The following is a 22,821-nucleotide window of genomic DNA, read 5'->3' on the forward strand; positions in this document are numbered from 1 at the left end:
AAAACTGGGTTAGTTTTTGCTTTGCTTCTAGACTTAAATATTAAAAGGTGCGTGTCACTGTTGTTTCGCCTAGTGTGTCCACGTTTGTGGTAGTTGCTCCGGGTTTACAATATAGATACGGATGATCGTTTGTTAGAGGTCTTTTTGACCGCTTGAATTTTTGTCTCAACAAGATTGCGGGACGGTAAAAATACAATGCAAGAAAGTTCAATGGAATCGCTTTGGAGTACGTCTCTTATCTCTGGCGGTAACGCTGCTTATATAGAAGAGATTTACGAAACCTATCTGCAAGACCCCAATGCAGTACCAGAGCAGTGGCGCGAATATTTCGAAAAGCTTCCCAAAGTGAATGGCGCGAGCGGATCGGATGTTCGTCATTCCGAGGTGATTGAGTACTTTGAAATTCTTGGTCGTAATCGCACCCGTGCGGCGGTTATTCCAGGCTCATCAGGCACGGCCACCAACAATCACGAGCGCAAGCAGGTCGAAGTTGTACAACTGATTAATGCTTACCGTCTAAGTGGTCATCTGAAAGCCAAAATTGACCCATTAAACCTGCGCGAGCGCAAGACGCCGCAAGATCTTGATCTTGGTTTTCATGGTTTAAATGGTGCCGATCTAGACACGCTCTACCAAACTGGCGACCTTGCGTTTGGCTATAAAGAAGCTGCGCTGCGCGATCTAATCTCCGATCTTGAAAAAACTTACTGCGGATCTATCGGCGCAGAAATCATGCATATTACCGACTACGACGAGCGTCGATGGTTGCTAAAACGCCTCGAAAGCACGCGCTCGCAACCGAATTTTAGTGAGCAAGCTAAGCGTAACCTTCTGCGTAGATTAACGGCGGCAGAAGGCTTAGAGCGCCACCTTGATAGTAAGTATCCGGGTACCAAACGCTTTGGTTTAGAAGGCGGTGAAAGCCTTATTCCACTGCTCGACACCTTGATTCGCCGCTGTGGTGGTTATGGTGCCAAGGAGATGGTTATCGGTATGGCGCACCGAGGTCGTTTAAATACCTTGGTTAACGTACTTGGTAAGAATCCTTCTCAGCTCTTTAGCGAGTTTGAGGGGAAGAAGCTGGTCGATACCTCGGGCGACGTAAAATACCATCAGGGTTTCTCATCTAATGTGATGACCCCTGGTGGCGAAATGCATCTGGCTTTGGCGTTTAACCCATCTCACTTGGAGATTGTTGCCCCAGTAGTTGAAGGGTCTGTACGCGCGCGTCAAGATCGACGCGATGACACTACAGGCAATATGGTTGTTCCGGTTGTGATCCACGGTGATGCGGCATTCGCCGGTCAAGGCGTGGTAATGGAAACCTTCCAGATGTCACAAACCCGCGCCTATAAAACTGGTGGGACTGTCCATATTGTCGTGAATAACCAAGTCGGGTTTACCACTAGCTTGCCAGAAGATGCCCGTTCCACCATCTACGCAACCGATGTTGCTAAGATGATTGAAACTCCGATCTTTCACGTTAATGGCGACGACCCTGAAGCGGTTGCTTACGTTACTAATTTGGTTGCAGATTACCGCAACGAATTTCACAAAGATGTGGTTATCGACTTAGTTTGCTATCGCCGTCGCGGTCACAACGAAACCGATGAACCATCCTCTACTCAGCCGGTTATGTACAAGGCGATTCGAGCCCAAAAGACCACCCGTACCTTGTATGCTGAACAACTTGTAAATGAAACAGTTGTTACGGCGGAAGAAGCCGAAGAAATGGCGACGAAATACCGTGCGGCACTAGATCGTGGTGAGCATGTTGCGCGTGGTTTGGTGAGTGAGCCCGATTCCAGCCTCTTTGTAAACTGGAGCCCCTACATCGGCCATGATTGGCACACGCCTTACGATAGTACCTACCCAATAAAAGATTTGCAGCAGCTAGCCGACGCCATTAGCCATGTTCCCGACGGCATAATTGTACAGCGTCAAGTTGCCAAAATTTATGACGATCGTCGTAAAATGGCTGGTGGTGCAGTCCCTATTAACTGGGGGATGGCAGAGACGCTAGCCTACGCGACCTTGTTGAGGCAGGGCTATAAAGTACGTCTTACTGGGCAAGATGTCGGGCGAGGAACCTTTTCTCATCGCCATGCGGTTGTCCATAATCAAAAAGACGGCGAGCGTTATATTCCGTTGCAAAACATTTCAGCGGATCAGCCTGAGTTTGATATTTTTGATTCGTTTCTGTCGGAAGAGGCGGTGTTGGCATTCGAGTATGGCTATGCATCGACATCTCCCGGTGGTCTCGTTATCTGGGAGGCGCAGTTCGGTGATTTCGCCAACGGCGCTCAAGTTGTGATCGATCAATTTATTACCAGTGGCGAGCATAAATGGCAGCGTTTGTGTGGCTTGGTTATGTTGTTGCCGCACGGCTATGAAGGGCAGGGGCCTGAGCACTCGTCTGCTCGTCTAGAGCGTTTCTTGCAGTTATGTGCAGAAAACAATATTCAAGTTTGCAACCCAACGACTCCAGCGCAGGTGTATCATATGCTGCGCCGTCAGGCGATACGCTTAATGCGCCGTCCATTAGTCGTGATGAGTCCGAAGTGGATCTTACGCCATAAGCTTGCGACTAGTACGCTGGAAGAACTTGCTGACGGGACTTTCCAGAATATCATTCCGGACACCAGCGTGGAGCCGAAAGACGTTAAACGAGTGATTATCTGTAGCGGCAAGGTCTACTACCATTTGCTGGAAGCTCGTGAAGAAAATGAGCAAAAAGATATTGCGCTTATTCGAATCGAACAGCTTTACCCGTTTCCAGAGGAGGCGTTAAAAGTAGCATTTTCAGCGTTCCCTCACGTCACCGATTATGTTTGGTGTCAGGAAGAGCCGCATAATCAGGGCGCTTGGTATTTAACTCAGCATCGTATTAGCCGAGTAATCGAACGTGTTAATGATGATGCCTATCTGCGCTACGTAGGGCGAGCCGCGTCATCGGCTCCTGCTGCTGGGTATATGTCTACTCACCTTGATGAGCTGAATAAATTTGTATCGGGCGCTTTGGATACTAGCGCTTAATAGGATAAAAGGAGTGTGGCCAGCGGAACACAAAACTGCTGGCTTCGACGTTTTAAGTCGCGCGTTACCCCCAAAATTAACGCAGCGGCAGAAGATTGGGTTTTGGGTTGAACATTGATAGCTAGGTTCACCGGTAAAAATGAAAATAGCTAAATTGTAAGACGTTAAATTGTAAGTAACTAAATTTAAATAGCGCGTACTTTGCTAAAAAGCGACAAGGACAAATCTGGAATGAGTAACGAAATAAAAGTCCCGACTTTTCCCGAATCTGTTCAGGAAGGCACCATTGCCACCTGGCACAAACAACCTGGTGAAGCGTTTTCGCGCGATGAAGTGATTGTCGATATTGAAACCGACAAAGTCGTGCAAGAAGTGCCAGCTCCAGCCGATGGTGTTTTACAGGAAATTGTAAAAGGTGAAGGCGAAACCGTTGTCAGTAACGAGGTTATTGCAATTTTTTCTGCCGGTTCTGCTGGCGAAGCTCCGGCGGCTGCATCTAGTGAGTCATCAACACCGGCAGCTAAAAGTTCCAGCGCCGAAATCGTGGCTGCGCCAGCTGCGAAAAAGATGGCGAGTGAAAAAGGTATCGATCTAGCCGCCGTTTCCGGTACCGGAAAAGGCGGTCTGATTACCAAAGAAGATGTTGCTAGTTATATTAAAAATGGAGCCGCTCCAGCCGCTCCAGCCGCTCCAGCACCCGCAACGCCGGTTGCCCCCAGCACTAAGTCATCCGCAGCACCTGCGCAAACACCGGCTGCAGCGCCGATGCGAGGCGAGCGTATAGAAAAGCGCGTACCCATGACGCGATTGCGCGCACGTATTGCAGAACGCTTGTTAGAAGCATCGCAATCAACGGCCATGTTAACCACGTTTAACGAGGTTAACATGGCTCCTATTATGGAGCTTCGGGCTAAATATAAAGAGCAGTTTGAAAAATCTCATAATGGTACTCGCTTAGGGTTTATGGGCTTTTTTGTTAAAGCGGCAGTAGAAGCCCTGCGTCGGCTGCCTGCGGTTAATACTTCGCTTGACGGTAACGATATTGTTTATCACGGTTATCAAGATATTGGCGTGGCAGTATCTACCGAGAAGGGTTTGGTTGTTCCGGTGTTACGTAATGCGGAGAACATGAGCCTCGCTGATGTTGAAAGCGGCATTCGTGATTTTGGTATGCGTGCTCGTGACGGAAAAATTAGCATAGACGAGATGATGGGTGGAACCTTCACCATTACCAACGGTGGCGTTTTTGGTTCGTTGATGTCGACTCCAATCTTGAATCCGCCACAGGCAGCGATTTTGGGAATGCACAAAATCCAAGAGCGGCCAATGGCTGTAAATGGTGAAGTAAAAGTTCTGCCAATGATGTATTTGGCTCTGTCCTACGATCACCGCTTGATTGACGGAAAAGAAGCAGTTCAATTCCTAGTGGCGATCAAAAATATGATCGAAGATCCCGCGCGTATTTTACTCGAGCTTTAATTCGACCATTCGTACGTCGATAGTTCTATCGGCGTACTTATTCAATTTCACATAAATATTTGCACAATTTTAATTTTTTTGGGGATAGACCAATGTCCAACAAATACGACGTTATCGTTATCGGTTCGGGTCCGGCGGGCTATGTGGCTGCTATTCGTGCTGCACAGCTGGGTATGAACGTAGCCTGTATAGAAAAGTGGAAAGACAAAGCAGGAAAAGGCGTTAACGGTGGTACTTGCCTTAATGTGGGTTGTATTCCTTCCAAAGCTTTACTCGATAGCTCTTACAAGTATCACGAGGCTCATAGCAACTTTAAAAATCACGGTATTTCTACCGGAAAAGTTGAAATTGATGTTCCTGCGATGATTGCTCGTAAGGATAAAATTGTTAAGCAAATGGCTGGTGGTGTATCGGGTTTGTTTAAGGCGAATAAAGTAACCTCGCTTTTTGGCACAGGTAAATTATTGGCTAACCGTAAAGTCCAGTATGTAAATCTTGAAGGTAAGGAAGAAGTGTTAGAGGCGGATAACGTTATTCTTGCCTCCGGCTCTATTCCGATAGCCATTCCAGTCGCCCCTATTGATAATGATGTTATTGTCGATTCCACCGGCGCTTTAGAATTCACAGAAGTTCCAAATCGTGTAGGTGTTATTGGCGCAGGTGTAATTGGTCTTGAGCTTGGTAGTGTATGGACTCGGCTCGGTTCCAAAGTGGTTTTGTTGGAAGCCATGGAAACGTTTCTGGCAATTATGGATCAGCAGATCGCCAAAGAAGCCAACAAGATTTATAAGAAGCAAGGCTTGGATATTCGCCTCGGTTGTCGCGTTACCGGTTCAAAAGTTGAAGTGACGAAAAAGGGTAAGGAAGTTGTTGTTACCTATACCGACAAAGAAGGCAAAGAAGCGACCGAAACGTTTGATAAGTTAATCGTATGCGTTGGCCGTCGTCCGTTCACCGATGGTTTGTTGGCTGAAGACAGCGGCGTTAAACTCGACGAGCGCGGATCTATTTACGTAAATGATTTGTGTTCTACAAGCGCGCCGGGTGTTTGGGCGGTTGGTGACGTTGTGCGTGGCCCAATGCTTGCGCACAAAGGTTCAGAAGAAGGCGTAATGGTGGCTGAACGTATCGCTGGTCAGAAGACGGTTATGAACTACGACATCGTCCCGAATGTTATTTATACCCACCCAGAAATCGCGGCTGTAGGGCGTACTGAAGAACAAATTAAAGCGGATGGCGAGCCCTACAATGTAGGAACCTTCCCATTTTTGGCGATTGGCCGCGCAGTAGCGGCTGATGAGAGCGACGGCATGGTAAAAATGATCGCTCACGCAGAAACCGATCGCATTCTAGGTTGCCATATTGTCGGTCCGAGTGCTCCAGATTTGGTACAGCAAGTCGCTATCGCGATGGAGTTTGGATCAAGTGCTGAAGATATTGGTATGACAGTATTTGGCCATCCAACTTACTCCGAAGCAGTAAAAGAAGCGGCTTTGGCAGTCAATGGGCACGCAATTCATATGCCCAATAAAAAACGGCGCAAATAGCGGGAGTTTTCTTTTTCGAAAATTTTACTCGCTATTACTAAATAATAATCAGCGCATTGGCTCACTTTTTGAGGTGATGTCAAACCAAGGTCCGGAATATTTCGGCAATCGGAAACTGATTTTCTTCGCTGTAGATTTTGTAGGGTGCGCATACTACAGCTTAGAAACATATGGGATACAAAGATGAATTTACACGAATACCAAGGTAAACAGCTTTTTGCTGAATATGGTCTGCCCGTATCAAAAGGTGTCGCTGCAGAAACTCCAGCAGAAGCAGCTTCGGCGACAAGCATTATTGGTGGTAATAAATGGGTTGTTAAAGCTCAGGTTCATGCCGGTGGCCGCGGTAAAGCTGGCGGTGTAAAACTGGTTAGCTCAAAAGCTGAAATTGAAGAGTTTGCCAAAAAGTGGTTGGGCAATAATTTGGTAACCTACCAAACAGATGAAAATGGTCAGCCAGTGAGCCGTATATTGGTAGAAGAGTGTACCGATATTGATCAAGAGCTTTATTTAGGTGCTGTTGTAGACCGTTCTTCGCGTCGTGTGGTGTTTATGGCCTCGACCGAAGGCGGTGTGGAAATTGAAAAAGTCGCCCATGAAACGCCAGAAAAAATTCTCAAAGCGACTATAGATCCGCTCGCTGGCGCACAGCCTTATCAGGCGCGCGAACTTGCTTTTAAACTGGGCTTAGAGGGCAAACAAATTAAGCAGTTTACCCAAATCTTTTTAGGTTTGGCGAAAATGTTCCATGAAAAAGATTTGGCGTTATTAGAAATTAACCCACTGGTTATTACTACCGCCGGCGACCTACATTGTTTGGATGCTAAGGTCACTATCGATGGCAACGCTATGTACCGTCAGCCAGCGCTTAAAGAAATGCACGACCCCTCGCAAGAAGATGAGCGCGAAGCTCATGCTGCAAAGTGGGAGCTCAATTATGTCGCGTTAGACGGAAACATCGGCTGCATGGTAAACGGCGCCGGTTTGGCAATGGGCACTATGGATATCGTCAAATTGCATGGTGGTCAGCCAGCGAACTTCCTTGACGTTGGCGGCGGTGCGACTAAAGAGCGTGTAGTTGAAGCTTTTAAGATTATTCTTTCCGACGACAATGTATCGGCTGTATTTATTAATATCTTTGGCGGTATCGTGCGTTGCGATCTTATTGCCGAAGGCGTGGTTGGCGCGGTAGAAGAGGTTGGCGTTAAGGTTCCAGTCGTCGTTCGCTTAGAAGGTAACAACGCAGAACTTGGTGCAAAAGTCCTCGCTGATAGTGGTTTGAATATTATTGCCGCAAACAGCTTAACTGACGCTGCACAACAAGTTGTAAAAGCCGCGGAGGGCAAATAATGAGTGTTTTAATTAATAAAGATACAAAAGTCCTCTGTCAGGGTTTTACCGGTTCTCAGGGAACCTTCCATTCTGAACAAGCGATTGCCTACGGCACTAAAATGGTAGGCGGTGTTACTCCCGGTAAGGGCGGACAGGTTCACTTGGGCTTGCCAGTATTTAACACCATGAAAGAAGCTGTCGCCGAAACGGGTGCCGATGCCTCTGTTATTTATGTGCCAGCTCCGTTTTGTAAGGACTCCATTCTTGAAGCTGCTCATAGCGGCGTAAAACTTGTCGTGTGTATTACCGAAGGTATCCCAACGCTGGATATGCTTGACTGTAAAGTTAAATGCGACGAGTTGGGTGTTACTTTAATCGGACCAAACTGCCCTGGAGTGATTACTCCTGGTGAATGTAAAATCGGTATTATGCCGGGCCATATTCACTTGCCAGGAAAAGTTGGCATTGTGTCCCGTTCGGGAACCTTGACCTACGAAGCGGTTAAGCAAACCACCGATTATGGTTTTGGTCAGTCTACCTGTGTTGGTATTGGTGGCGACCCAATTCCGGGTTCGAACTTTATTGATATCTTGAAGTTGTTCCAGGAAGACCCTAAAACTGAAGCGATTGTGATGATTGGTGAGATCGGTGGTACTGCAGAAGAAGAAGCGGCAGCCTACATTAAAGAACATGTCACCAAGCCTGTTGTATCCTATATTGCTGGTGTTACGGCTCCTGCTGGGAAGCGTATGGGGCACGCCGGTGCAATTATTTCTGGTGGTAAGGGAACAGCCGATGAAAAGTTTGCGGCGCTAGAAGATGCAGGCGTTAAGACTGTACGCAGTTTGGCTGAAATTGGTGATGGCTTAAAAGCGATTACTGGCTGGTAAAGTCGTAAGTCTTGGTTCTTAATCGTTTTACTAAAGGCCGACAGTTTTGTCGGCTTTTTTAGTTTTCTTGAGCATACAGCTTTTACTTCCGTAGTTGACTAGCGTGATCAGAAGCTGATTTGATTTCAGTTGAACGGAACTTTTATTTACTGTGTTGCCTAATGGGGCACACGGAAAAGTACGTGAAGACATATTCGTAAGGAAAAGCAGGTAAGAAAAGGCGCGATACACAGGTGTTTATCGCAGAACTAGAATTGAAATTTGACTACCTTGTCAATGTTTGGGGGCACCATGAAAAATGTGAGCAGGATAAAAACAGCAGCACTGATCGGCGCGCTAATCTTAGCTGGAGGCTGCACTTGGGTGACACCTGTGGATGGTGTTGAGGCTATTGCACTGGTGAAGCCGCAAGTGGTTCAAAATTGTGAAAAGCTTTCGACTGCAGTCTTACAGGTAAAAGACAAGGTCGGTTTTATTAACCGAAGCGGCGCCAAGGTGTCGAAAGAGCTCCTCACTATGGCGCGTAACCAAGCTGTTCAGGCGGGCGCCGATACTATTGTCGCGGAAACTGCCGCTGACGACGGAAGCCAAAAGTATGGTTTATATCGCTGTCGCTAAGCGTTTATATTGATCTGCAAGTCATAGAGATACAATTCCCCACTCCCGTTTCATCGTTAGCCAGCAGGCCAGTATGAAATCGGTGTGGGGTTTCTGTTTCTGTGTGTTCCTCTGTGTTAGACGATTTCTGTAAAACGATCGTGCTAAGCAGCCTTTTATGGCCGTGTTACCGGCATTCGTCAATACCGTAAAATCCTCGATCACTACTTTTCAAACAATCCGGCTTCTTCACCTAAATTCTAGTGCTTGAAATCTTTGGCTACCACCTCCATATAGTTCACCAGCTGCTTGTCCTGAGACGAGCGCCAAAATTCTTTCTGCGCAGGTCAAAAGTTGACCTGCCCAACTGTATTCAGGAGCCAGACCAATGACCGTAGAGGCCGTAAAAGAAACCCGAGGATTTGAAACAGAAGCGAAACAACTTCTGCATCTAATGATTCATTCATTGTATTCCAACAAAGAAATTTTCTTGCGTGAGTTGGTTTCCAACGCATCTGATGCCGCCGACAAGCTACGTTTTAAGGCTCTTCATGACGGAGCTCTATACGAAGATGATCCAGAGCTTAAAATTCGTGTAAGTTTTGACAAAGAGCTGAATACTGTCACCATTGCGGACAATGGCATCGGTATGAACCGAGATGAAGTCATCGAGAACCTCGGCACTATTGCCAAGTCCGGCACCGCTAGTTTTATGTCCCAGTTGACCGGCGACCAAAAGAAAGATTCTCATCTGATTGGCCAGTTTGGCGTAGGTTTCTACTCTGCTTTTATCGTTGCCGATCGAGTAGAAGTTATGACCCGTAGCGCCGGTGCGCCAATCGAAGAGGGTGTTCATTGGGAAAGCAGCGGCGAAGCCGATTACAGTATCGAGACTATAGAGAAGGCCGGGCGTGGCACAACAATTGTCTTACACCTCAAAAAGGATCAGGCCGAATTCGCTGACGGTTGGCGTTTACGCTCCATCATCAAAAAATACTCGGATCACATTTCACTTCCAATCGTAATGGAAAAGGTTGCGGCAGCCACTGACGACGCAGAAGCGGCAGCTGAAGATGAAGTCGTTAATACGGCTACTGCAATTTGGACTCGCTCACGTAGCGACATTAGTGATGAAGAATATACTGAATTCTATAAGCATGTTTCTCACGACTTCGTTGCACCGGCAAAGTGGAGCCACAACCGCGTAGAAGGTAAGCTCGATTACACCAGCTTATTGTACTTACCGGCTAAAGCACCGTTCGACCTTTATAATCGCGATGCGGCTCGAGGGTTGAAACTCTATGTCCAGCGAACGTTTATTATGGACGACGCTGAGCAGTTCTTGCCGCTCTACCTGCGCTTTATTAAGGGTGTCGTAGATTCTAACGATCTGTCATTGAACGTTTCCCGCGAGATTTTACAGAAAGATCAAAGCATCGATAGCATGCGTGCCGCGCTGACCAAGCGGGTGCTCGATATGTTAGAGAAATTGAAAAAGAATTCTGCCGAAGCCTACGCCACGTTCTGGGCAGAGTTTGGCCAAGTTCTAAAAGAGGGGCCGGCGGAAGACTTTGCTAACAAAGAAAAAATCGCTGGGCTTTTCTTGTTTGCAACCACCGAGAACGATACCGGCGAACAAAATCAATCCTTGGCTGATTATGTCTCTCGAATGAAAGATGGCCAAGATAAAATCTATTACGTTGTTGCCGACAACTTTAATACGGCGAAAAACAGCCCTCACCTAGAAGTGTTCCGCAAGAAGGGTATTGAAGTATTGCTACTGTCCGATCGCGTTGATGATTGGTTGATGGGACATTTGAATGAATTCGACGGCAAGCAGTTCCAGGATGTTGGTAAGGGTCAGCTTGATTTAGGTAAGCTCGATAGCGAAGAAGAAAAGGAGCAGCACGAAAAAGTTGAAGAAGCGTATAAGGGCTTTACCGAGCGCCTACAGGCTGTTCTAGACAATCAAGTAGAAGCTGTACGTGTGACCCATCGTTTAACCAACTCTCCTGCCTGTTTGGTGGTTGGCGAAGACGATATGGGTGCTCAAATGCGACGTCTGCTTGAGTCTGCTGGTCAAGCGGTACCAGAGAGCAAGCCGAGTATCGAGATTAATCCCGATCATCCCCTAGTCCAAAAAATGGATAAGGAAGCTGATGAAGACCGTTTTTCCGATCTTGCTCACGTGTTGTTCGATCAGGCTAACCTTGCTGAAGGTGGAGCGCTAAAAGATCCTGCGGCCTATGTGCAGCGTCTGAATAAGCTGTTAATGGATATTCAATAGCCACGAGTCTGTATAGCTCTGGTATGCTTGACGCTGCTCGCTATGACCCTATCGCCTACCTGCCGGTACGCGATAGGGTAGTCAGGCTAGAAGCATTTCGTTAGCTATACTGTTTAGTGGGTAATCTAGGCACTGAACTTAACACCGCTAATGCACTTATGTTGGATTACGGCGATCACATGACTGCACGGGAGCAGCAATGACCGAAAGATTAACCCTAGCAGTTTTGGGTGGAGGCAGTTTTGGAACCGCTATTGCCAATATCATCGCGGCCAATGGCAACAACACCTTTTTGTGGATGCGAGATACCGATCGAGCAAATAAAGCTCAGGCTGCGCGCGAAAACCCCGAATACCTCCCTGGTTATGCGCTACACGATAACCTAACCGTTACCGACGACTTAGCTCTCGCCGTTGCGAACAGTGACGTCGTGGTCATTTCTGTGCCTAGCAAGTCATTTCGAGAGGTCACCAAGCGGGTGGCCCCGCATCTAAAGCCTAATACCATCGTTATCAGTACGACCAAAGGCATTGAGGGTGAAAGCTTCTTGTTGATGAGCCAGATCCTTGAGCAGGAGCTCTCCAATGTTCGTATCGGCGTGCTGAGCGGCCCCAATTTTGCGTCAGAAATCATTCAGAATCAGTTTACCGGCAGCGTGATTGCGAGTGAGCACGACTCCGTGATCCAGTGTATTCGCCAAGCTTGTTCCTCTCAGACCTTCCGCATCTATAGTAATCACGATCGCTTTGGTGTTGAACTAGGTGGAGCACTTAAGAATATTTATGCCATTATTACCGGTATGGCCGCGGCTTTGGGCTGTGGCAGCAATACCACGGCGATGTTGCTAACCCGCAGTCTTGCCGAAATGAGTCGGCTTGCATCTGAGCTGGGAGCAGACCCTAAAACATTTCAGGGCTTGGCCGGTGTAGGGGATTTAATTCTCACCTGTACCTCTGATCAAAGCCGTAATTATCGAGTGGGTTATGCACTGGGTAAGGGTAAAAAACTTGCCGAAACACTGGATGAAATAGGTCAGGTAGCCGAAGGTGTTAACACCTTGAGAATTGTTCGAAGCAAAGCTGAAGATTTGGGCGTGTATATGCCGCTAGTAGCAGGTTTGTACCAAATTCTGTTTGAAGACCGCGATATATTAAAAGTTGTACAAGGTTTGATGACAGGGGAAATGAGTAGTGACGTAGACTTACAAGGGGGTATGTGATGGACCAACAGTTAAAATCGAATTTAACCTCAAGCACACATTGGTTGCGATTAGTTTATATGTTGTTATTCGCAGTTTTACTACAGGTTGCACTGGCGGTTATGTGGGTGTTAGTGATTGTGCAGTTTCTTTTTGCCTTGGTGACCGGTAGCGATAATGGCAATTTGAGAAAATTTGGCGATTCGCTAGCTCAATATATTAATGCAACGATTCGCTTTTTAACCTACAACAGTGAGGTTAAGGCGTTTCCATTTGCCGAATGGCCAGATCCTGTCGAGAGCGAAGGCGAAGAGTCTGAGGACGTTTATGCGGAGTCGGAAAGATCTGAATCTGTTGACGATTCTAGTGGTCAACCCGTTGAATACGCTGTAGACGACGAGCGAGATGACGCTTCCTCTTCAGCCCCTGTAAAAAAAACTAATGAGAAGTCTGAGTGAAGGTTTACGTATTACGACATGGCGATGCAGTTCCCTCGTGGACCAATGATTCAGCACGTGCGCTAAGTGAATTAGGTCGCAAACAGGTACAAGCTTGTGCAGATTCAAATCGTGAAGCTCTCGCTCAGGTTCAGCAAGTTTTTGTCAGCCCCTACATTCGGGCGCAGCAAACTTGTGACATCGTGCGTGGCGAAGTTCTTCCGGAGGCGGAAACGGTCGATTGGTTGGCGCCTGATGCAATGCTCTCTGTAACTGTTGATAAGTTGCGTGATAGGGTCAAGAGTGATGTGGTGCTGCTGGTAAGTCATCAACCTCTGGTCAGTAATTTGATAGAAATACTGTCTGGCGCAAATGGTGGTTCTGTACACATGAGTACGGCGTCTTTGGCGCTACTTGAGACCAATGTGATTGCAGCTCGTTGCGCCGATTTAGTCTGGATTAAGCCGTCAGAATAACATCCGTTGAGCTTAGGAGAGGTAGTTGAACGCATTACCTTATAGCGATGTTGAATTTTCGCTTTCTGGACTTAAATTACGTGGCCGACGCTGGAGAAGTCAGCAAGATACTGATTTGTTGCCGGTAGTGGCTTTGCACGGTTGGATGGATAATTGTGGCTCATTTGATTTTCTAGCCCGCGAACTTATGCAGTTAACTCCGGCGTCTTTCGATATAGTCGCGTTAGACTTGGCCGGTCACGGCCAAAGCGATGCACGTAAGCATTGCGAGGCCTATAGTATTTGGCAGGATATTGGCGAAATACTTGAGGTGGCCAATCAGCTCGGTTGGCAACGTTTTGCTCTGCTTGGTCATTCGCGAGGAGCGATGATTGCAACTTTAACGGCCGCTACCTTTCCCGAGCGGGTTTCTCATCTTGCCGCGATAGAAGCGCTCACGCCGCAACCTGCTGCGGCGAGTGATGCAGTTGGCCAGCTCAGCGCTTCGATTAAGGCGGTGATGGCTGCAAAGAATCGCAAAACGCGATACTACACAAGCCTTGCGGCGGCCACCAAAAGTCGAGCGCGAGGTCTGTTTGAACTCGCTTATGCCGATGCCGAAGTTTTGGCGCAAAGAGGCGTTCATAATTCCGAAAAAGGTTTTTATTGGGGCAATGACCCTGTTTTGGCCGCGCCGTCTGCCGTTAAATTTACCACCGAACAGCTGCATGCATTTGTTTCTGCCTTGAAGTTGCAGGCGAAATTGATTTTGGCGTCAAACAGTATGATTTGGGATTTTTTGCCAAATAAAAGTTGGTTGGAACACTTTGATTACATTGATATAGAAACGTTTCCCGGCGGACATCACTTGCATATGAGCGAGCAGGCTCCTGCGATCGCGCTCTCGTTACAGTCGTATTTTGCGGCCGAGCAAAGTCAACTGTAGCTTATTTCTTGCCGTGCAATTTGCGCAGCTTGATCCGGTACTTTTCCGACGGCGTATATTTTTTATATTTGCGATAATTATTTTGAGAAAAATTCTAAAAAAGGTTTGTAAACAATGCCGCGCAGTTTTCGTTTTAGCCTAGTGCTGTCCCTTGTTGTCGCTACTGCGAGTGTTTCAAGCGCTATCGCAGGTGCCAACCCCCTATTTGATTTGTTTGCGGAGCATCGTGCAATTTTTCAAAGTGAACAAACCAATTCAACTTATCGGCTGGTGTTGTCCGCACCTAAAAAAATCAACAACGAATGGGTGAATGATCGTGCGGAACTTCTGCGTGGCGACTTGCGGCGAGCAACGGTTGAATTAGTTGGCCAGGACAATTTTCAAAAAGTCGTTGATCAGCTAGAAGCCTACGGAAGTTCTGGGCGTGCAATCTATAGCTGTACAGGGTTGGATTGCGGCAGTAGTAACGCTTGGGCGAACGAAATTTTTAACGTTAAACAACTCTATGGTTTAGACCAGTATCAGTATTACGCGGTGTGGGAGTTGGCAAACCCTCAAGCTAACGGTATTGCTGTTGCCTATTTAGTTCAGCGAGGTAATAAACGTCTCTATTTGCAGTTGGAATTCGTGAAGCTGCGCGGCGATCAATTGGATACTTTAGAGGCCGACCCGTCAACGATATTGATGCAGTTGCAAGACAAAAAATACTACGTGTTAACAATCCCGCGTTTTGATGGGCCGAACATGAAGCTCGATCGCCATGTCCAGGCGCTGGCAAACACTTTAAAAAGAAAGCCCAGTTTGTCTGTTGTTCTTGTTGGACACGATTATGGCTTAGGGTCTTTGCAGCAACGCCTAGACCGTTCGCAGGCTTATGCGGAGGCTTTAAAAGAGGCGTTGGTTGGTCTTGGAATAAAAGCTGATAGGTTGACCGTCAAGGGGCTTGGCCCCTTGACACCACAAGGAAAAACGCGCAGTTGGCGTTTAGAGGTTGTCGTTCTTTAGTACGCTGAATTAACGTTCGGAAATTTAATTTTTCGCGTAAGAAAAATTATTTTAACAGCGATAAAAATTCGCTGCGGGTACTTGGGTTGGCTCTAAAGCTGCCAAGCATAGATGACGTCTTCATGGTTGAATTCTGTTTTTCTACACCGCGCATCATCATGCACAGGTGTTTAGCTTCAATAATGACACCGACACCACTGGCATTGGTGACCTCTTGAATAGTGGTCGCAATTTGCGTCGTCAGCTGTTCCTGAATCTGTAAGCGACGCGCAAACATATCAATAATTCGCGCAACTTTCGATAACCCCAATACTTTACCCTGTGGAATGTAAGCAACGTGGGCTTTACCGATAAACGGTAGCATGTGATGTTCACACATTGAAAACAATTCAATGTCTTTGACGATAATCATATCGTTAGAATCTGAGGGGAAAAGGGCGTCGTTAACAACTTCTTCAAGTGTTTGCGTATAGCCGCTGGTGAGGAACTCAAATGCTTTTGCAGCCCGCATTGGAGTATCCAAAAGCCCCGGTCTTTGTAAATCTTCGCCAGTTGAGTCAATGATCTTCTCGAACAGGACTTTGGTGTTTTCTGCAGACATGATGTTCACCCGTTGTTATCTATAAAATACTTCCTACGTGCTCTAGCGTCTCGACTTACTTAATCCTGCCTGAACGTCGAACGGGTTAGGCTCGGAGGTTTTTAGGCGTTTTCGGACACTAACATCGCCCTACTTGCAATTACTATAGGCAAGCGGCTATCAATTGGATTGGGCGCGCAAGAAAAAAGGCGCTAGAATACCGGCCTTTTTGCCGTTTGCCAAAACTATCTGGCGTTATATCGCTAAATTCAGCTCTTGGAACAATCAGACCATGCCAGATTCCATTACTTCGGACCTTATAACTCTACGCGATTGGATTCGTTGGGGCGCATCTAAGTTCAGCGCAGAGAAACTATATTTTGGTCACGGTACCGACAATTCATGGGATGAGGCAGCAGTATTGGCCCTGTGGGCGATAAACCAGCCTTGGCAACGTTTAGATACTATTTACGATTGCAGATTGACCTTGGATGAACGAGATACGATTCTTTCGTTGTTTCAGCGCCGGATAGCCGACAAGGTTCCCGCTGCCTATCTCACTGGAGAGGCCTGGTTTGGCGGCTTGAAGTTTCGCGTTAATCACAACGTCTTGGTTCCACGCTCTCCTGTTGCGGAGCTGATTACCGCGGGTTTCGAACCTTGGTTAACTGAATACCCAGAGAAAATACTCGATTTATGCACGGGTAGTGGTTGTATTGGCATACTTTGCGCTACTGTATTTGAGGGTGCTAGTGTCGATATTAGCGATATTTCTACAGAGGCGCTCGAAGTAGCCCGCACGAACGTCGGCGAGCACGAGATGTCTGAACGCGTGACCATTATCGAGTCAGACTTATTTAAAGCCGCAGAATTCGAGGGTAAGCGCTATAACCTGATAGTATCCAATCCTCCTTATGTAGATAATTGTGATTTGTCAGCGATGCCCGCGGAATATCAGGCTGAGCCAGCGTTAGGGTTAGGCTCTGGCGTCGATGGGTTAGATATTACGCGAAAAATATTGCAGCAAGCCGCGAATTTTTTAACCGACGATGGCATGCTCGTTGTGGAAGTTGGCAACAGTTGGGTGGCGCTTGCAGAGCTCTACCCCGAGGTGCCATTTTTCTGGCCCGAATTTGAAAATGGTGGTCACGGTGTATTTGTGCTCACCGCCGAACAGTTGCGTGTTTGTAGTGATTTATTTGTTTAGTTTACTTAGCTCAAAGTAGCTTTGTTGAAATCCACAGGGCGTTAGCCTGAACACTTAATTTATAATGAAAACCCGAGAAAACTATGTCTGGTAATACCTTCGGAAAACTCTTCACTGTTACAACCTTCGGCGAAAGTCATGGTCCCGCACTGGGCTGTATTGTCGATGGCTGCCCTCCGGGGATTGCGCTTGATACTGCGGATCTACAGAGAGACTTAGATCGTCGCAAACCTGGTCAGTCGCGTTTTACCACTCAGCGGAAAGAGGACGATGAAGTCAAGATTTTGTCCGGCGTGTTCGAAGGTGTAACAACCGGCACGCCTATAGGAATGGTGATCGAAAACACCGATCAGCGCTCCAAGGACTACTCCAAGATTATGGATGTATTTCGCCCAGCTCATGCGGACTACACCTACCAGCAAAAATACGGGCTGCGCGATTACCGTGGTGGTGGTCGTTCATCCGCGAGAGAAACGGCTGTACGGGTTGCCGCTGGTGCTTTAGCGAAAAAAGTTTTGAAGCAAATCTGGGGCATCGAAGTTCATGGCTACCTGTCTCAGCTGGGACCAATTACGATAGATACTGTCGATTGGAATGAAATTCACAACAACCCATTCTTTTGCCCCGATGCATCAAAAGTTGAGGCCATGGAAACCTACATGAAAGACCTTAGTAAAGAAGGTAATTCGGTAGGCGCGAAGATTACCGTGGTGGCTCGGAATATGGTGCCAGGCTTAGGTGAACCTATTTTCGATCGTTTAGATGCTGATCTGGCCCACGCGTTAATGGGAATCAATGCCGTCAAAGGTGTGGAAGTTGGCGATGGTTTTGACAGTGTTGCTCAAAAGGGCACTGAGCACCGAGATGAAATTACCCCGCAAGGATTCTTGTCAAATCATGCAGGCGGAGTGCTTGGCGGAATTTCAACCGGTCAAGATCTGGTTGCTCACCTTGCGCTAAAGCCAACTTCCAGTTTGCGTATTCCTGGGCGTAGTGTTGATCGTTTTGGCAATGAGGTTGAGGTTGTAACTACCGGTAGACACGACCCTTGTGTCGGTATTCGTGCAACTCCGATTGCCGAAGCAATGATGGCTCTAGTGTTATTGGACCATGCCATGCGCAATCGCGCGCAGAACGGCAGCGTCAAGCAGGATACGCCAATCATCCCCAGCAGCGTAACCGAATAGAATTGTGGCGTGTATTGTGCGGGTGCTGTCACAGTTATCCGCACTCTCGGTTACCCCCCAGATTGTATTTAGAGCAGAGGCTGGTTATTCTGACGCCACGCTAAAGACTTTGATATTAATAACAATAGGAGTTTAGGTTGACCCAGTTTAAGTGTTTATTAACGCTAGTGCTTATTGGTCTACTTGGTTCTCAGGTAGTAGCGCAAGAGTCAAACACCCAAGAACTTTGCCCGCAAATAAACTGCGATTGTTCCAGCTTACCTGAGGCCAGTTGGGTTTCCGCTTGCGAGTCTCACCAGCAGCTAATAAAAAAACGCTGTGCAATAAATAACAATACGCCAACCGATTTTTGTTCCATTCATGGCCCTGCCGCGACGCCTTTACCCTTAACTGTACATCTGGACGAAGTTAAAATTTTACCTGAGGCTGAGATCACTGCTACCCACAAAAAGGCAGCGACAATGTACTGGGCTGCACATACGGATCTGAAGACACTAAAAATTAAAGTCGGTAATTTACAGGTTCGCGAAGCGCTAAACTTGTTAAAAATTATGGATCACAACCTCGATGGAATGTTCGCTCAGCAGCGTCAGGTGACCTTGAGTTGGTGGGTCTATGAAAACAGTGATGAGGCTGTTGAATCTTGGTCGATGTACGCTGAAGACTCGTTAAAGATGGCGGAGAATTTTTATAGCTATGCTCAGGAAATTTCGGAGCAGTTGCCAAATATGCAAAACCCAGCGGCCAGTAGCGCCTACCGTGTAATTGCTATGCGGCTATACCGGCTAGCGGGGAAAGCATACGAGGTGGCAGGCTACGCTTATGCTGGTGCTGGCGACCACCGCGGAGCTGCTCAGGCTTGGGTTAAAGGTTCGACAGTATCTAGAGCCGTTATGCTAGCTAAAACCAACTCGGGGGCTGAACTTACCCACATTAATTTTTACCAGCATCAGGCTGCATCTAGGCTGCATCGTGCTAGCTACCATTGGATGATGGCTAGCGACCCAGAAAAAGCCAAATCGTCCTTAACTGAATCGCAGCAATTTGTGCCAGAAGAGAATTCTCTAAGTAAGCTTTTCGAAGTGCAGGAGTCATCGGCGGAAAATGCGTTGTTAGCTCCTTAGTTTGTTAGCTCCCTAGTTTAAGAGTTACGGCTTCACTGTATTACTTTCCTACCAGCAGTGACCGGTTAAAAATAACTAGATATAAAAAAGGCTGATTCGAATTTTCGAACCAGCCTTTTTTATGGATGCTTGCTTAACTTTAACGACCGCGGTCGCTAACTAACTAAAAGTGCAGTGCAAGGTTTGCATAGGGACCATCAAAGGTCATATTGATGGTTGCATCATCGAGGTCGTCGAGATCAATTTTAAATTGACGGTAGCCGAGTTCAAAGCCGATATCGAGAGGGCCTTCAAACATGTAGCCGAGCTTGATATCGGTGTCGGTGACGGTGTTGCCGTCGAGTGATAGGTAATCGATGATTGCATCAACATAGAGGCCCGAGAAGGGAAGGTCGAAGCGGGCTTTACCGTATAGCATCGGTAGGGCGCCACTAAAATCCATGCTATCGGTTTGGCTGTTACCTGAGTCGTCGGTCACTTCAACGTCAGCCATGCCATCTAGCATTCGAACGTTTACGCCCACGTCAATACTCACCCAGTTGTCAAGAATCTCGTAGTACAGGGTTACGTCGGTCATATCGAGATCGATGTTGGTTACTGCGCGACCATTTGCGTCAAAGGTTTGGTCGTCGAAGGTAAATTCACGAGATACCGTCGAATCGCCGTCTAGGCTGATGTTTGTTAGGGCTACACGAGCGTTAGGTATAACCGGTACCAGGTGCTCAAAGGCCAAATAAGCGAAGGTATTTTTGGAACTGTCGATGCCGAGCTCAGAACTGGTGATGGGGTCACTGCTGGCACCAACACTGCCGTCTAGGGATGTGTCCCAAACACCGGCACCGGCGTAAATACCCAAAATGGTGTCAGACATGGCAGCAGGTGAAATACTCGCCAGTGAGCAGGCGAGCGCCGTGGTTTTGAAAAGCGAAGAATGAAGTTTTTTCATGTCGGGACCTGTATCAACTAATTAAAAATAAAAAATGGTGTGGTACTGATGAAAATGCTTTGGCGCAGAAAACATAATTCTATGTCAGCGCTTATCTTCAGGGTTTTATCGCAAAATACTTGAGTGTTTTTGTGATATTGCCGAAAAGACACGTTAATTGGCGCGCAATACATCATAAAAGGCGCGTGCCGCATTTCCCAGTGTTCGCCGCTTATGGGTTACAACGCCAAGGCTGCGGGTAAGCTGTGTTCCTGCAATCGGAATTTCTTTCAATTGAGAGTCTAGCATTGTTGCCGGCAGTACGCTCCAGCCGAGCCCGACGGAAACCATTACTTTTATGGTTTCCAGATAGTTGGTGGCCATATTGAGTCGCAGCGGTAAGCTCGCTTCGTCGAAACATTTTTTTACCAAGCGCCCAGTAAAGGTGTTCAGGTCCGGCAAGATGGCGCGAGCCTGACTCAGGTCTTTAAGCGTGATCTGGCTTCGTTGCGCAAGTTCATGTTTCGGTGAGGTAACGAAAACAAGTGGGTCTTGCCAGATTATCTCCGCGGCTAAAGGTTCTTTTAGTTCCGGGGCAAGGGTTACTACCGCCAGCTCGCAATCACCATTAATGACCTTTTCGTGAGCTTGTTCTGAGTCCAGAAACTCGAATTGCAGGTTCACCTTGGGATATTTGGAGGCAAAGATACGCAAAATCGGCGGTAGATGATGGAGCCCGATGTGGTGGCTGGTAGCGACCTTTAAGCTGCCGACCATTTCCCCGGATAGTTCGCGAATGCTGCGTTCGGTTTCACGAATATTTTGCAGTATAAACGTTGCCTGCGGTCTTAGGCGCTCGCCGGCTTCGGTTAGCTGAACGCTTCGCCCTAAGCGATCGAACAGGCTGTGATTCAGGCGTTCTTCGAGTGCAGCTATGCGTTTACTCACGGCTGGCTGAGTTAGATGAAGGCGCTCGGCGGCAATCGAAAAGGATTGGCATTCGGCAACCGCGAGAAAAGCTTTAAGTGAGTCGGTATCCATCCTTACTTTATATTCTATTCCTTTGAGGAATGCAAAATATGAAAATAATGAATTTGAGTTATTTGCTTGCGCTTCGTAAAATGCCTGCAATCAACAGTAGCTCTTCTTAATTTGAGGTTTTCTATGTCAGGCAAGACTCTATACGACAAGCTTTGGGACGACCACGAAGTCTCGCGACGCGATGACGGTTCGTCGCTTCTTTATATTGATCGGCATATTGTGCACGAAGTGACGTCGCCTCAGGCGTTCGAAGGGCTTCGCTTGGCCAGTCGTAAGCCTTGGCGCGTCGACAGCGTTGTCGCTACCCCAGATCATAATGTACCGACTACCACGGCCGAGCGCGCGTTTGGTGTGGAGGGTATCGCAGACCCAATTTCTAAGATTCAGGTGAAAACACTTGACGACAATTGTGATGAGCTGGGAATTGTAGAGTTTAAAATTAACGACCAGCGTCAAGGAATTGTTCACGTTGTTGGCCCTGAAACAGGCGCTTGCCTGCCGGGCATGACGATTGTTTGTGGTGATTCTCATACCTCGACTAATGGCGCGCTAGGCGCTTTGGCATTTGGCATTGGCACCAGTGAGGTAGAGCATGTGCTCGCCACTCAATGTATCGTCGCCAAAAAAATGAAAAATATGTTGGTACGGGTTGATGGTGAGCTCGGCAAAGGCGTTACCCCAAAAGACGTTGTGCTCGCCATTATTGGCAAAATTGGCACAGCGGGCGGTACCGGTTATGCAATCGAATTTGGTGGCACCGTATTCCGCGCGATGTCGATGGAAGGCCGTCTAACGGTTTGCAATATGGCAATCGAAGCGGGTGCTCGCGCCGGTATGGTCGCGGTTGATGATATTACCCTGGACTATGTAAAGGGGCGGGCTTTCGCTCCAAAAGCTGAGCATTGGTCGCTAGCGGAAAAGAACTGGCGAGAACTGCGCAGTGATGATGATGCTGTCTTTGATGAAGTTGTGGTTATAGACGGTAGCGATATCCAGCCGCAAGTTAGCTGGGGTACATCGCCAGAAATGGTGCTGCCTGTCGGTGGCTCAATTCCCGATCCAGCACTTGAATCCGATGCGGTTAAAGCCAGCGGCTACTCCCGCGCGCTGGAATATATGGGGTTGAAGCCCGGTCAAGCGATCAAAGATATTGCCGTGGATCGCGTCTTTATTGGTTCGTGTACAAATTCTCGTATCGAGGATATTCGCGCAGCTGCAGCGGTCGTTAAAGGTCGTAAGAAAGCCGCGTCGGTGAAGGAAGCGATCGTTGTACCGGGTTCTGGTGCGGTTAAGTTGCAAGCCGAAGCCGAGGGGCTGCACAAGGTGTTTATCGAAGCCGATATTGAGTGGCGCGAGCCCGGTTGTTCCATGTGTCTGGCGATGAATGCCGATCGTCTCGGCGCTGGCGAGCACTGTGCATCTACATCAAATCGCAATTTCGAAGGGCGTCAGGGCTATGGTGGTCGTACCCATTTGGTGAGCCCCGCAATGGCGGCTGCAGCGGCTATTGCCGGTCACTTTGTTGATGTTCGCGAATTTTAATCAGAC

General features: G+C 47.7%; 19 protein-coding genes. 16 read left to right on the forward strand and 3 right to left on the reverse strand.

All coding sequences use genetic code 11. The features are described 5' to 3' along the window. The first annotated feature begins 195 nt into the window (after nt 1-195). The 12 genes from IDZ20_RS09245 to IDZ20_RS09300 all read left to right on the forward strand — a co-directional run bounded on the left by IDZ20_RS09245 (nt 196) and on the right by IDZ20_RS09300 (nt 15,209). Nucleotides 196-3,036: a 2-oxoglutarate dehydrogenase E1 component gene (locus IDZ20_RS09245; protein WP_188151146.1), complete on the forward strand. Its 2,841-nt coding sequence runs from the start codon at nt 196-198 to the stop codon at nt 3,034-3,036. Between the two features lie 231 nt (nt 3,037-3,267). Further along, on the forward strand, nt 3,268-4,515 hold the full coding sequence (odhB, locus tag IDZ20_RS09250; RefSeq protein ID WP_188151147.1) for a 2-oxoglutarate dehydrogenase complex dihydrolipoyllysine-residue succinyltransferase: 1,248 nt from the start codon (nt 3,268-3,270) through the stop codon (nt 4,513-4,515). A gap of 92 nt (nt 4,516-4,607) precedes the next feature. Then, nucleotides 4,608-6,062 carry a dihydrolipoyl dehydrogenase gene (gene lpdA, locus IDZ20_RS09255; RefSeq protein WP_188151148.1) on the forward strand — a complete coding sequence of 485 codons (1,455 nt, stop codon included), beginning with the start codon at nt 4,608-4,610 and terminating at the stop codon, nt 6,060-6,062. A 183-nt stretch (nt 6,063-6,245) separates the two neighbouring features. Beyond that, nucleotides 6,246-7,412, forward strand: coding sequence for an ADP-forming succinate--CoA ligase subunit beta (gene sucC / locus IDZ20_RS09260; RefSeq protein ID WP_188151149.1), 1,167 nt, complete (start codon nt 6,246-6,248; stop codon nt 7,410-7,412). Further along, nucleotides 7,412-8,284 (forward strand): succinate--CoA ligase subunit alpha, encoded by an 873-nt coding sequence (sucD, locus tag IDZ20_RS09265; protein ID WP_188151150.1) that lies wholly within the window; start codon nt 7,412-7,414, stop codon nt 8,282-8,284. The genes sucC and sucD overlap by 1 nt, the downstream gene beginning before the upstream one ends. A gap of 300 nt (nt 8,285-8,584) precedes the next feature. Beyond that, a complete protein-coding gene (locus tag IDZ20_RS09270; RefSeq protein WP_188151151.1) occupies nt 8,585-8,902 on the forward strand; it encodes a DUF4156 domain-containing protein in 318 nt (105 codons plus the stop codon). Nucleotides 8,903-9,269: 367 nt separating this feature from the next. Beyond that, nucleotides 9,270-11,168 carry a molecular chaperone HtpG gene (htpG, locus tag IDZ20_RS09275; protein WP_188151152.1) on the forward strand — a complete coding sequence of 633 codons (1,899 nt, stop codon included), beginning with the start codon at nt 9,270-9,272 and terminating at the stop codon, nt 11,166-11,168. Between the two features lie 199 nt (nt 11,169-11,367). Next, nucleotides 11,368-12,387, forward strand: a complete 1,020-nt coding sequence (locus IDZ20_RS09280) for an NAD(P)H-dependent glycerol-3-phosphate dehydrogenase (protein ID WP_188151153.1) — start codon at nt 11,368-11,370, stop codon at nt 12,385-12,387. Next, entirely contained in the window at nt 12,387-12,824 is a 438-nt protein-coding gene (locus IDZ20_RS09285) for a DUF4389 domain-containing protein (protein ID WP_188151154.1), read from the forward strand. Before IDZ20_RS09280 ends, IDZ20_RS09285 begins: the two co-directional genes overlap by 1 nt. Then, nucleotides 12,821-13,279 carry a phosphohistidine phosphatase SixA gene (gene sixA / locus IDZ20_RS09290; RefSeq protein ID WP_188151155.1) on the forward strand — a complete coding sequence of 153 codons (459 nt, stop codon included), beginning with the start codon at nt 12,821-12,823 and terminating at the stop codon, nt 13,277-13,279. The genes IDZ20_RS09285 and sixA overlap by 4 nt, the downstream gene beginning before the upstream one ends. 25 nt (nt 13,280-13,304) lie before the next feature. Continuing rightward, a complete protein-coding gene (locus IDZ20_RS09295) occupies nt 13,305-14,204 on the forward strand; it encodes an alpha/beta fold hydrolase (protein WP_188151156.1) in 900 nt (299 codons plus the stop codon). A gap of 114 nt (nt 14,205-14,318) precedes the next feature. After that, a complete protein-coding gene (locus tag IDZ20_RS09300) occupies nt 14,319-15,209 on the forward strand; it encodes a DUF4892 domain-containing protein (RefSeq protein WP_188151157.1) in 891 nt (296 codons plus the stop codon). Between the two features lie 46 nt (nt 15,210-15,255). On the opposite strand, the gene folE is transcribed toward IDZ20_RS09300, so the two are convergent. Then, nucleotides 15,256-15,810 (reverse strand): GTP cyclohydrolase I FolE, encoded by a 555-nt coding sequence (folE, locus tag IDZ20_RS09305; protein WP_188151158.1) that lies wholly within the window; start codon nt 15,808-15,810, stop codon nt 15,256-15,258. Nucleotides 15,811-16,081: 271 nt separating this feature from the next. On the opposite strand from folE, the gene prmB reads away from it, so the two are divergent. The 3 genes from prmB (at nt 16,082) to IDZ20_RS09320 (ending at nt 19,307) form a co-directional block, all read left to right on the forward strand. Further along, nucleotides 16,082-16,996, forward strand: a complete 915-nt coding sequence (prmB, locus tag IDZ20_RS09310) for a 50S ribosomal protein L3 N(5)-glutamine methyltransferase (RefSeq protein ID WP_188151159.1) — start codon at nt 16,082-16,084, stop codon at nt 16,994-16,996. An 83-nt stretch (nt 16,997-17,079) separates the two neighbouring features. Further along, nucleotides 17,080-18,183: a chorismate synthase gene (gene aroC / locus IDZ20_RS09315; protein WP_188151160.1), complete on the forward strand. Its 1,104-nt coding sequence runs from the start codon at nt 17,080-17,082 to the stop codon at nt 18,181-18,183. Nucleotides 18,184-18,320: 137 nt separating this feature from the next. After that, nucleotides 18,321-19,307 carry a hypothetical protein gene (locus IDZ20_RS09320; protein WP_188151161.1) on the forward strand — a complete coding sequence of 329 codons (987 nt, stop codon included), beginning with the start codon at nt 18,321-18,323 and terminating at the stop codon, nt 19,305-19,307. Nucleotides 19,308-19,470: 163 nt separating this feature from the next. Here IDZ20_RS09320 and IDZ20_RS09325 read toward each other — a convergent pair whose 3' ends face one another. Together IDZ20_RS09325 and IDZ20_RS09330 are read right to left on the reverse strand one after the other, a co-directional pair. Continuing rightward, entirely contained in the window at nt 19,471-20,253 is a 783-nt protein-coding gene (locus IDZ20_RS09325; RefSeq protein ID WP_188151162.1) for a TIGR04219 family outer membrane beta-barrel protein, read from the reverse strand. A 153-nt stretch (nt 20,254-20,406) separates the two neighbouring features. Continuing rightward, nucleotides 20,407-21,273 (reverse strand): LysR family transcriptional regulator, encoded by an 867-nt coding sequence (locus tag IDZ20_RS09330; protein WP_188151163.1) that lies wholly within the window; start codon nt 21,271-21,273, stop codon nt 20,407-20,409. A gap of 123 nt (nt 21,274-21,396) precedes the next feature. Between IDZ20_RS09330 and leuC the strand changes: the two genes are divergently transcribed. After that, nucleotides 21,397-22,815: a 3-isopropylmalate dehydratase large subunit gene (gene leuC / locus IDZ20_RS09335; RefSeq protein ID WP_188151164.1), complete on the forward strand. Its 1,419-nt coding sequence runs from the start codon at nt 21,397-21,399 to the stop codon at nt 22,813-22,815. Nucleotides 22,816-22,821 lie beyond the last annotated feature (6 nt).

Origin of the sequence: Teredinibacter waterburyi (assembly GCF_001922985.1) — a bacterium.
GTDB classification, from domain to species: Bacteria; Pseudomonadota; Gammaproteobacteria; order Pseudomonadales; family Cellvibrionaceae; genus Teredinibacter; species Teredinibacter waterburyi.

Excerpts from the sequence above, each read along its gene's own strand:
- odhB (WP_188151147.1), top strand. The coding sequence starts at position 3,268 with ATGAGTAACGAAATAAAAGTCCCGACTTTTCCCGAATCTGTTCAGGAA.
- IDZ20_RS09330 (WP_188151163.1), bottom strand. The coding sequence starts at position 21,273 with ATGGATACCGACTCACTTAAAGCTTTTCTCGCGGTTGCCGAATGCCAA.
- IDZ20_RS09245 (WP_188151146.1), top strand. The coding sequence starts at position 196 with ATGCAAGAAAGTTCAATGGAATCGCTTTGGAGTACGTCTCTTATCTCT.
- IDZ20_RS09280 (WP_188151153.1), top strand. The coding sequence starts at position 11,368 with ATGACCGAAAGATTAACCCTAGCAGTTTTGGGTGGAGGCAGTTTTGGA.
- IDZ20_RS09300 (WP_188151157.1), top strand. The coding sequence starts at position 14,319 with ATGCCGCGCAGTTTTCGTTTTAGCCTAGTGCTGTCCCTTGTTGTCGCT.
- sucC (WP_188151149.1), top strand. The coding sequence starts at position 6,246 with ATGAATTTACACGAATACCAAGGTAAACAGCTTTTTGCTGAATATGGT.
- IDZ20_RS09285 (WP_188151154.1), top strand. The coding sequence starts at position 12,387 with ATGGACCAACAGTTAAAATCGAATTTAACCTCAAGCACACATTGGTTG.
- leuC (WP_188151164.1), top strand. The coding sequence starts at position 21,397 with ATGTCAGGCAAGACTCTATACGACAAGCTTTGGGACGACCACGAAGTC.
- htpG (WP_188151152.1), top strand. The coding sequence starts at position 9,270 with ATGACCGTAGAGGCCGTAAAAGAAACCCGAGGATTTGAAACAGAAGCG.
- IDZ20_RS09325 (WP_188151162.1), bottom strand. The coding sequence starts at position 20,253 with ATGAAAAAACTTCATTCTTCGCTTTTCAAAACCACGGCGCTCGCCTGC.
- folE (WP_188151158.1), bottom strand. The coding sequence starts at position 15,810 with ATGTCTGCAGAAAACACCAAAGTCCTGTTCGAGAAGATCATTGACTCA.
- aroC (WP_188151160.1), top strand. The coding sequence starts at position 17,080 with ATGTCTGGTAATACCTTCGGAAAACTCTTCACTGTTACAACCTTCGGC.
- prmB (WP_188151159.1), top strand. The coding sequence starts at position 16,082 with ATGCCAGATTCCATTACTTCGGACCTTATAACTCTACGCGATTGGATT.
- sucD (WP_188151150.1), top strand. The coding sequence starts at position 7,412 with ATGAGTGTTTTAATTAATAAAGATACAAAAGTCCTCTGTCAGGGTTTT.
- lpdA (WP_188151148.1), top strand. The coding sequence starts at position 4,608 with ATGTCCAACAAATACGACGTTATCGTTATCGGTTCGGGTCCGGCGGGC.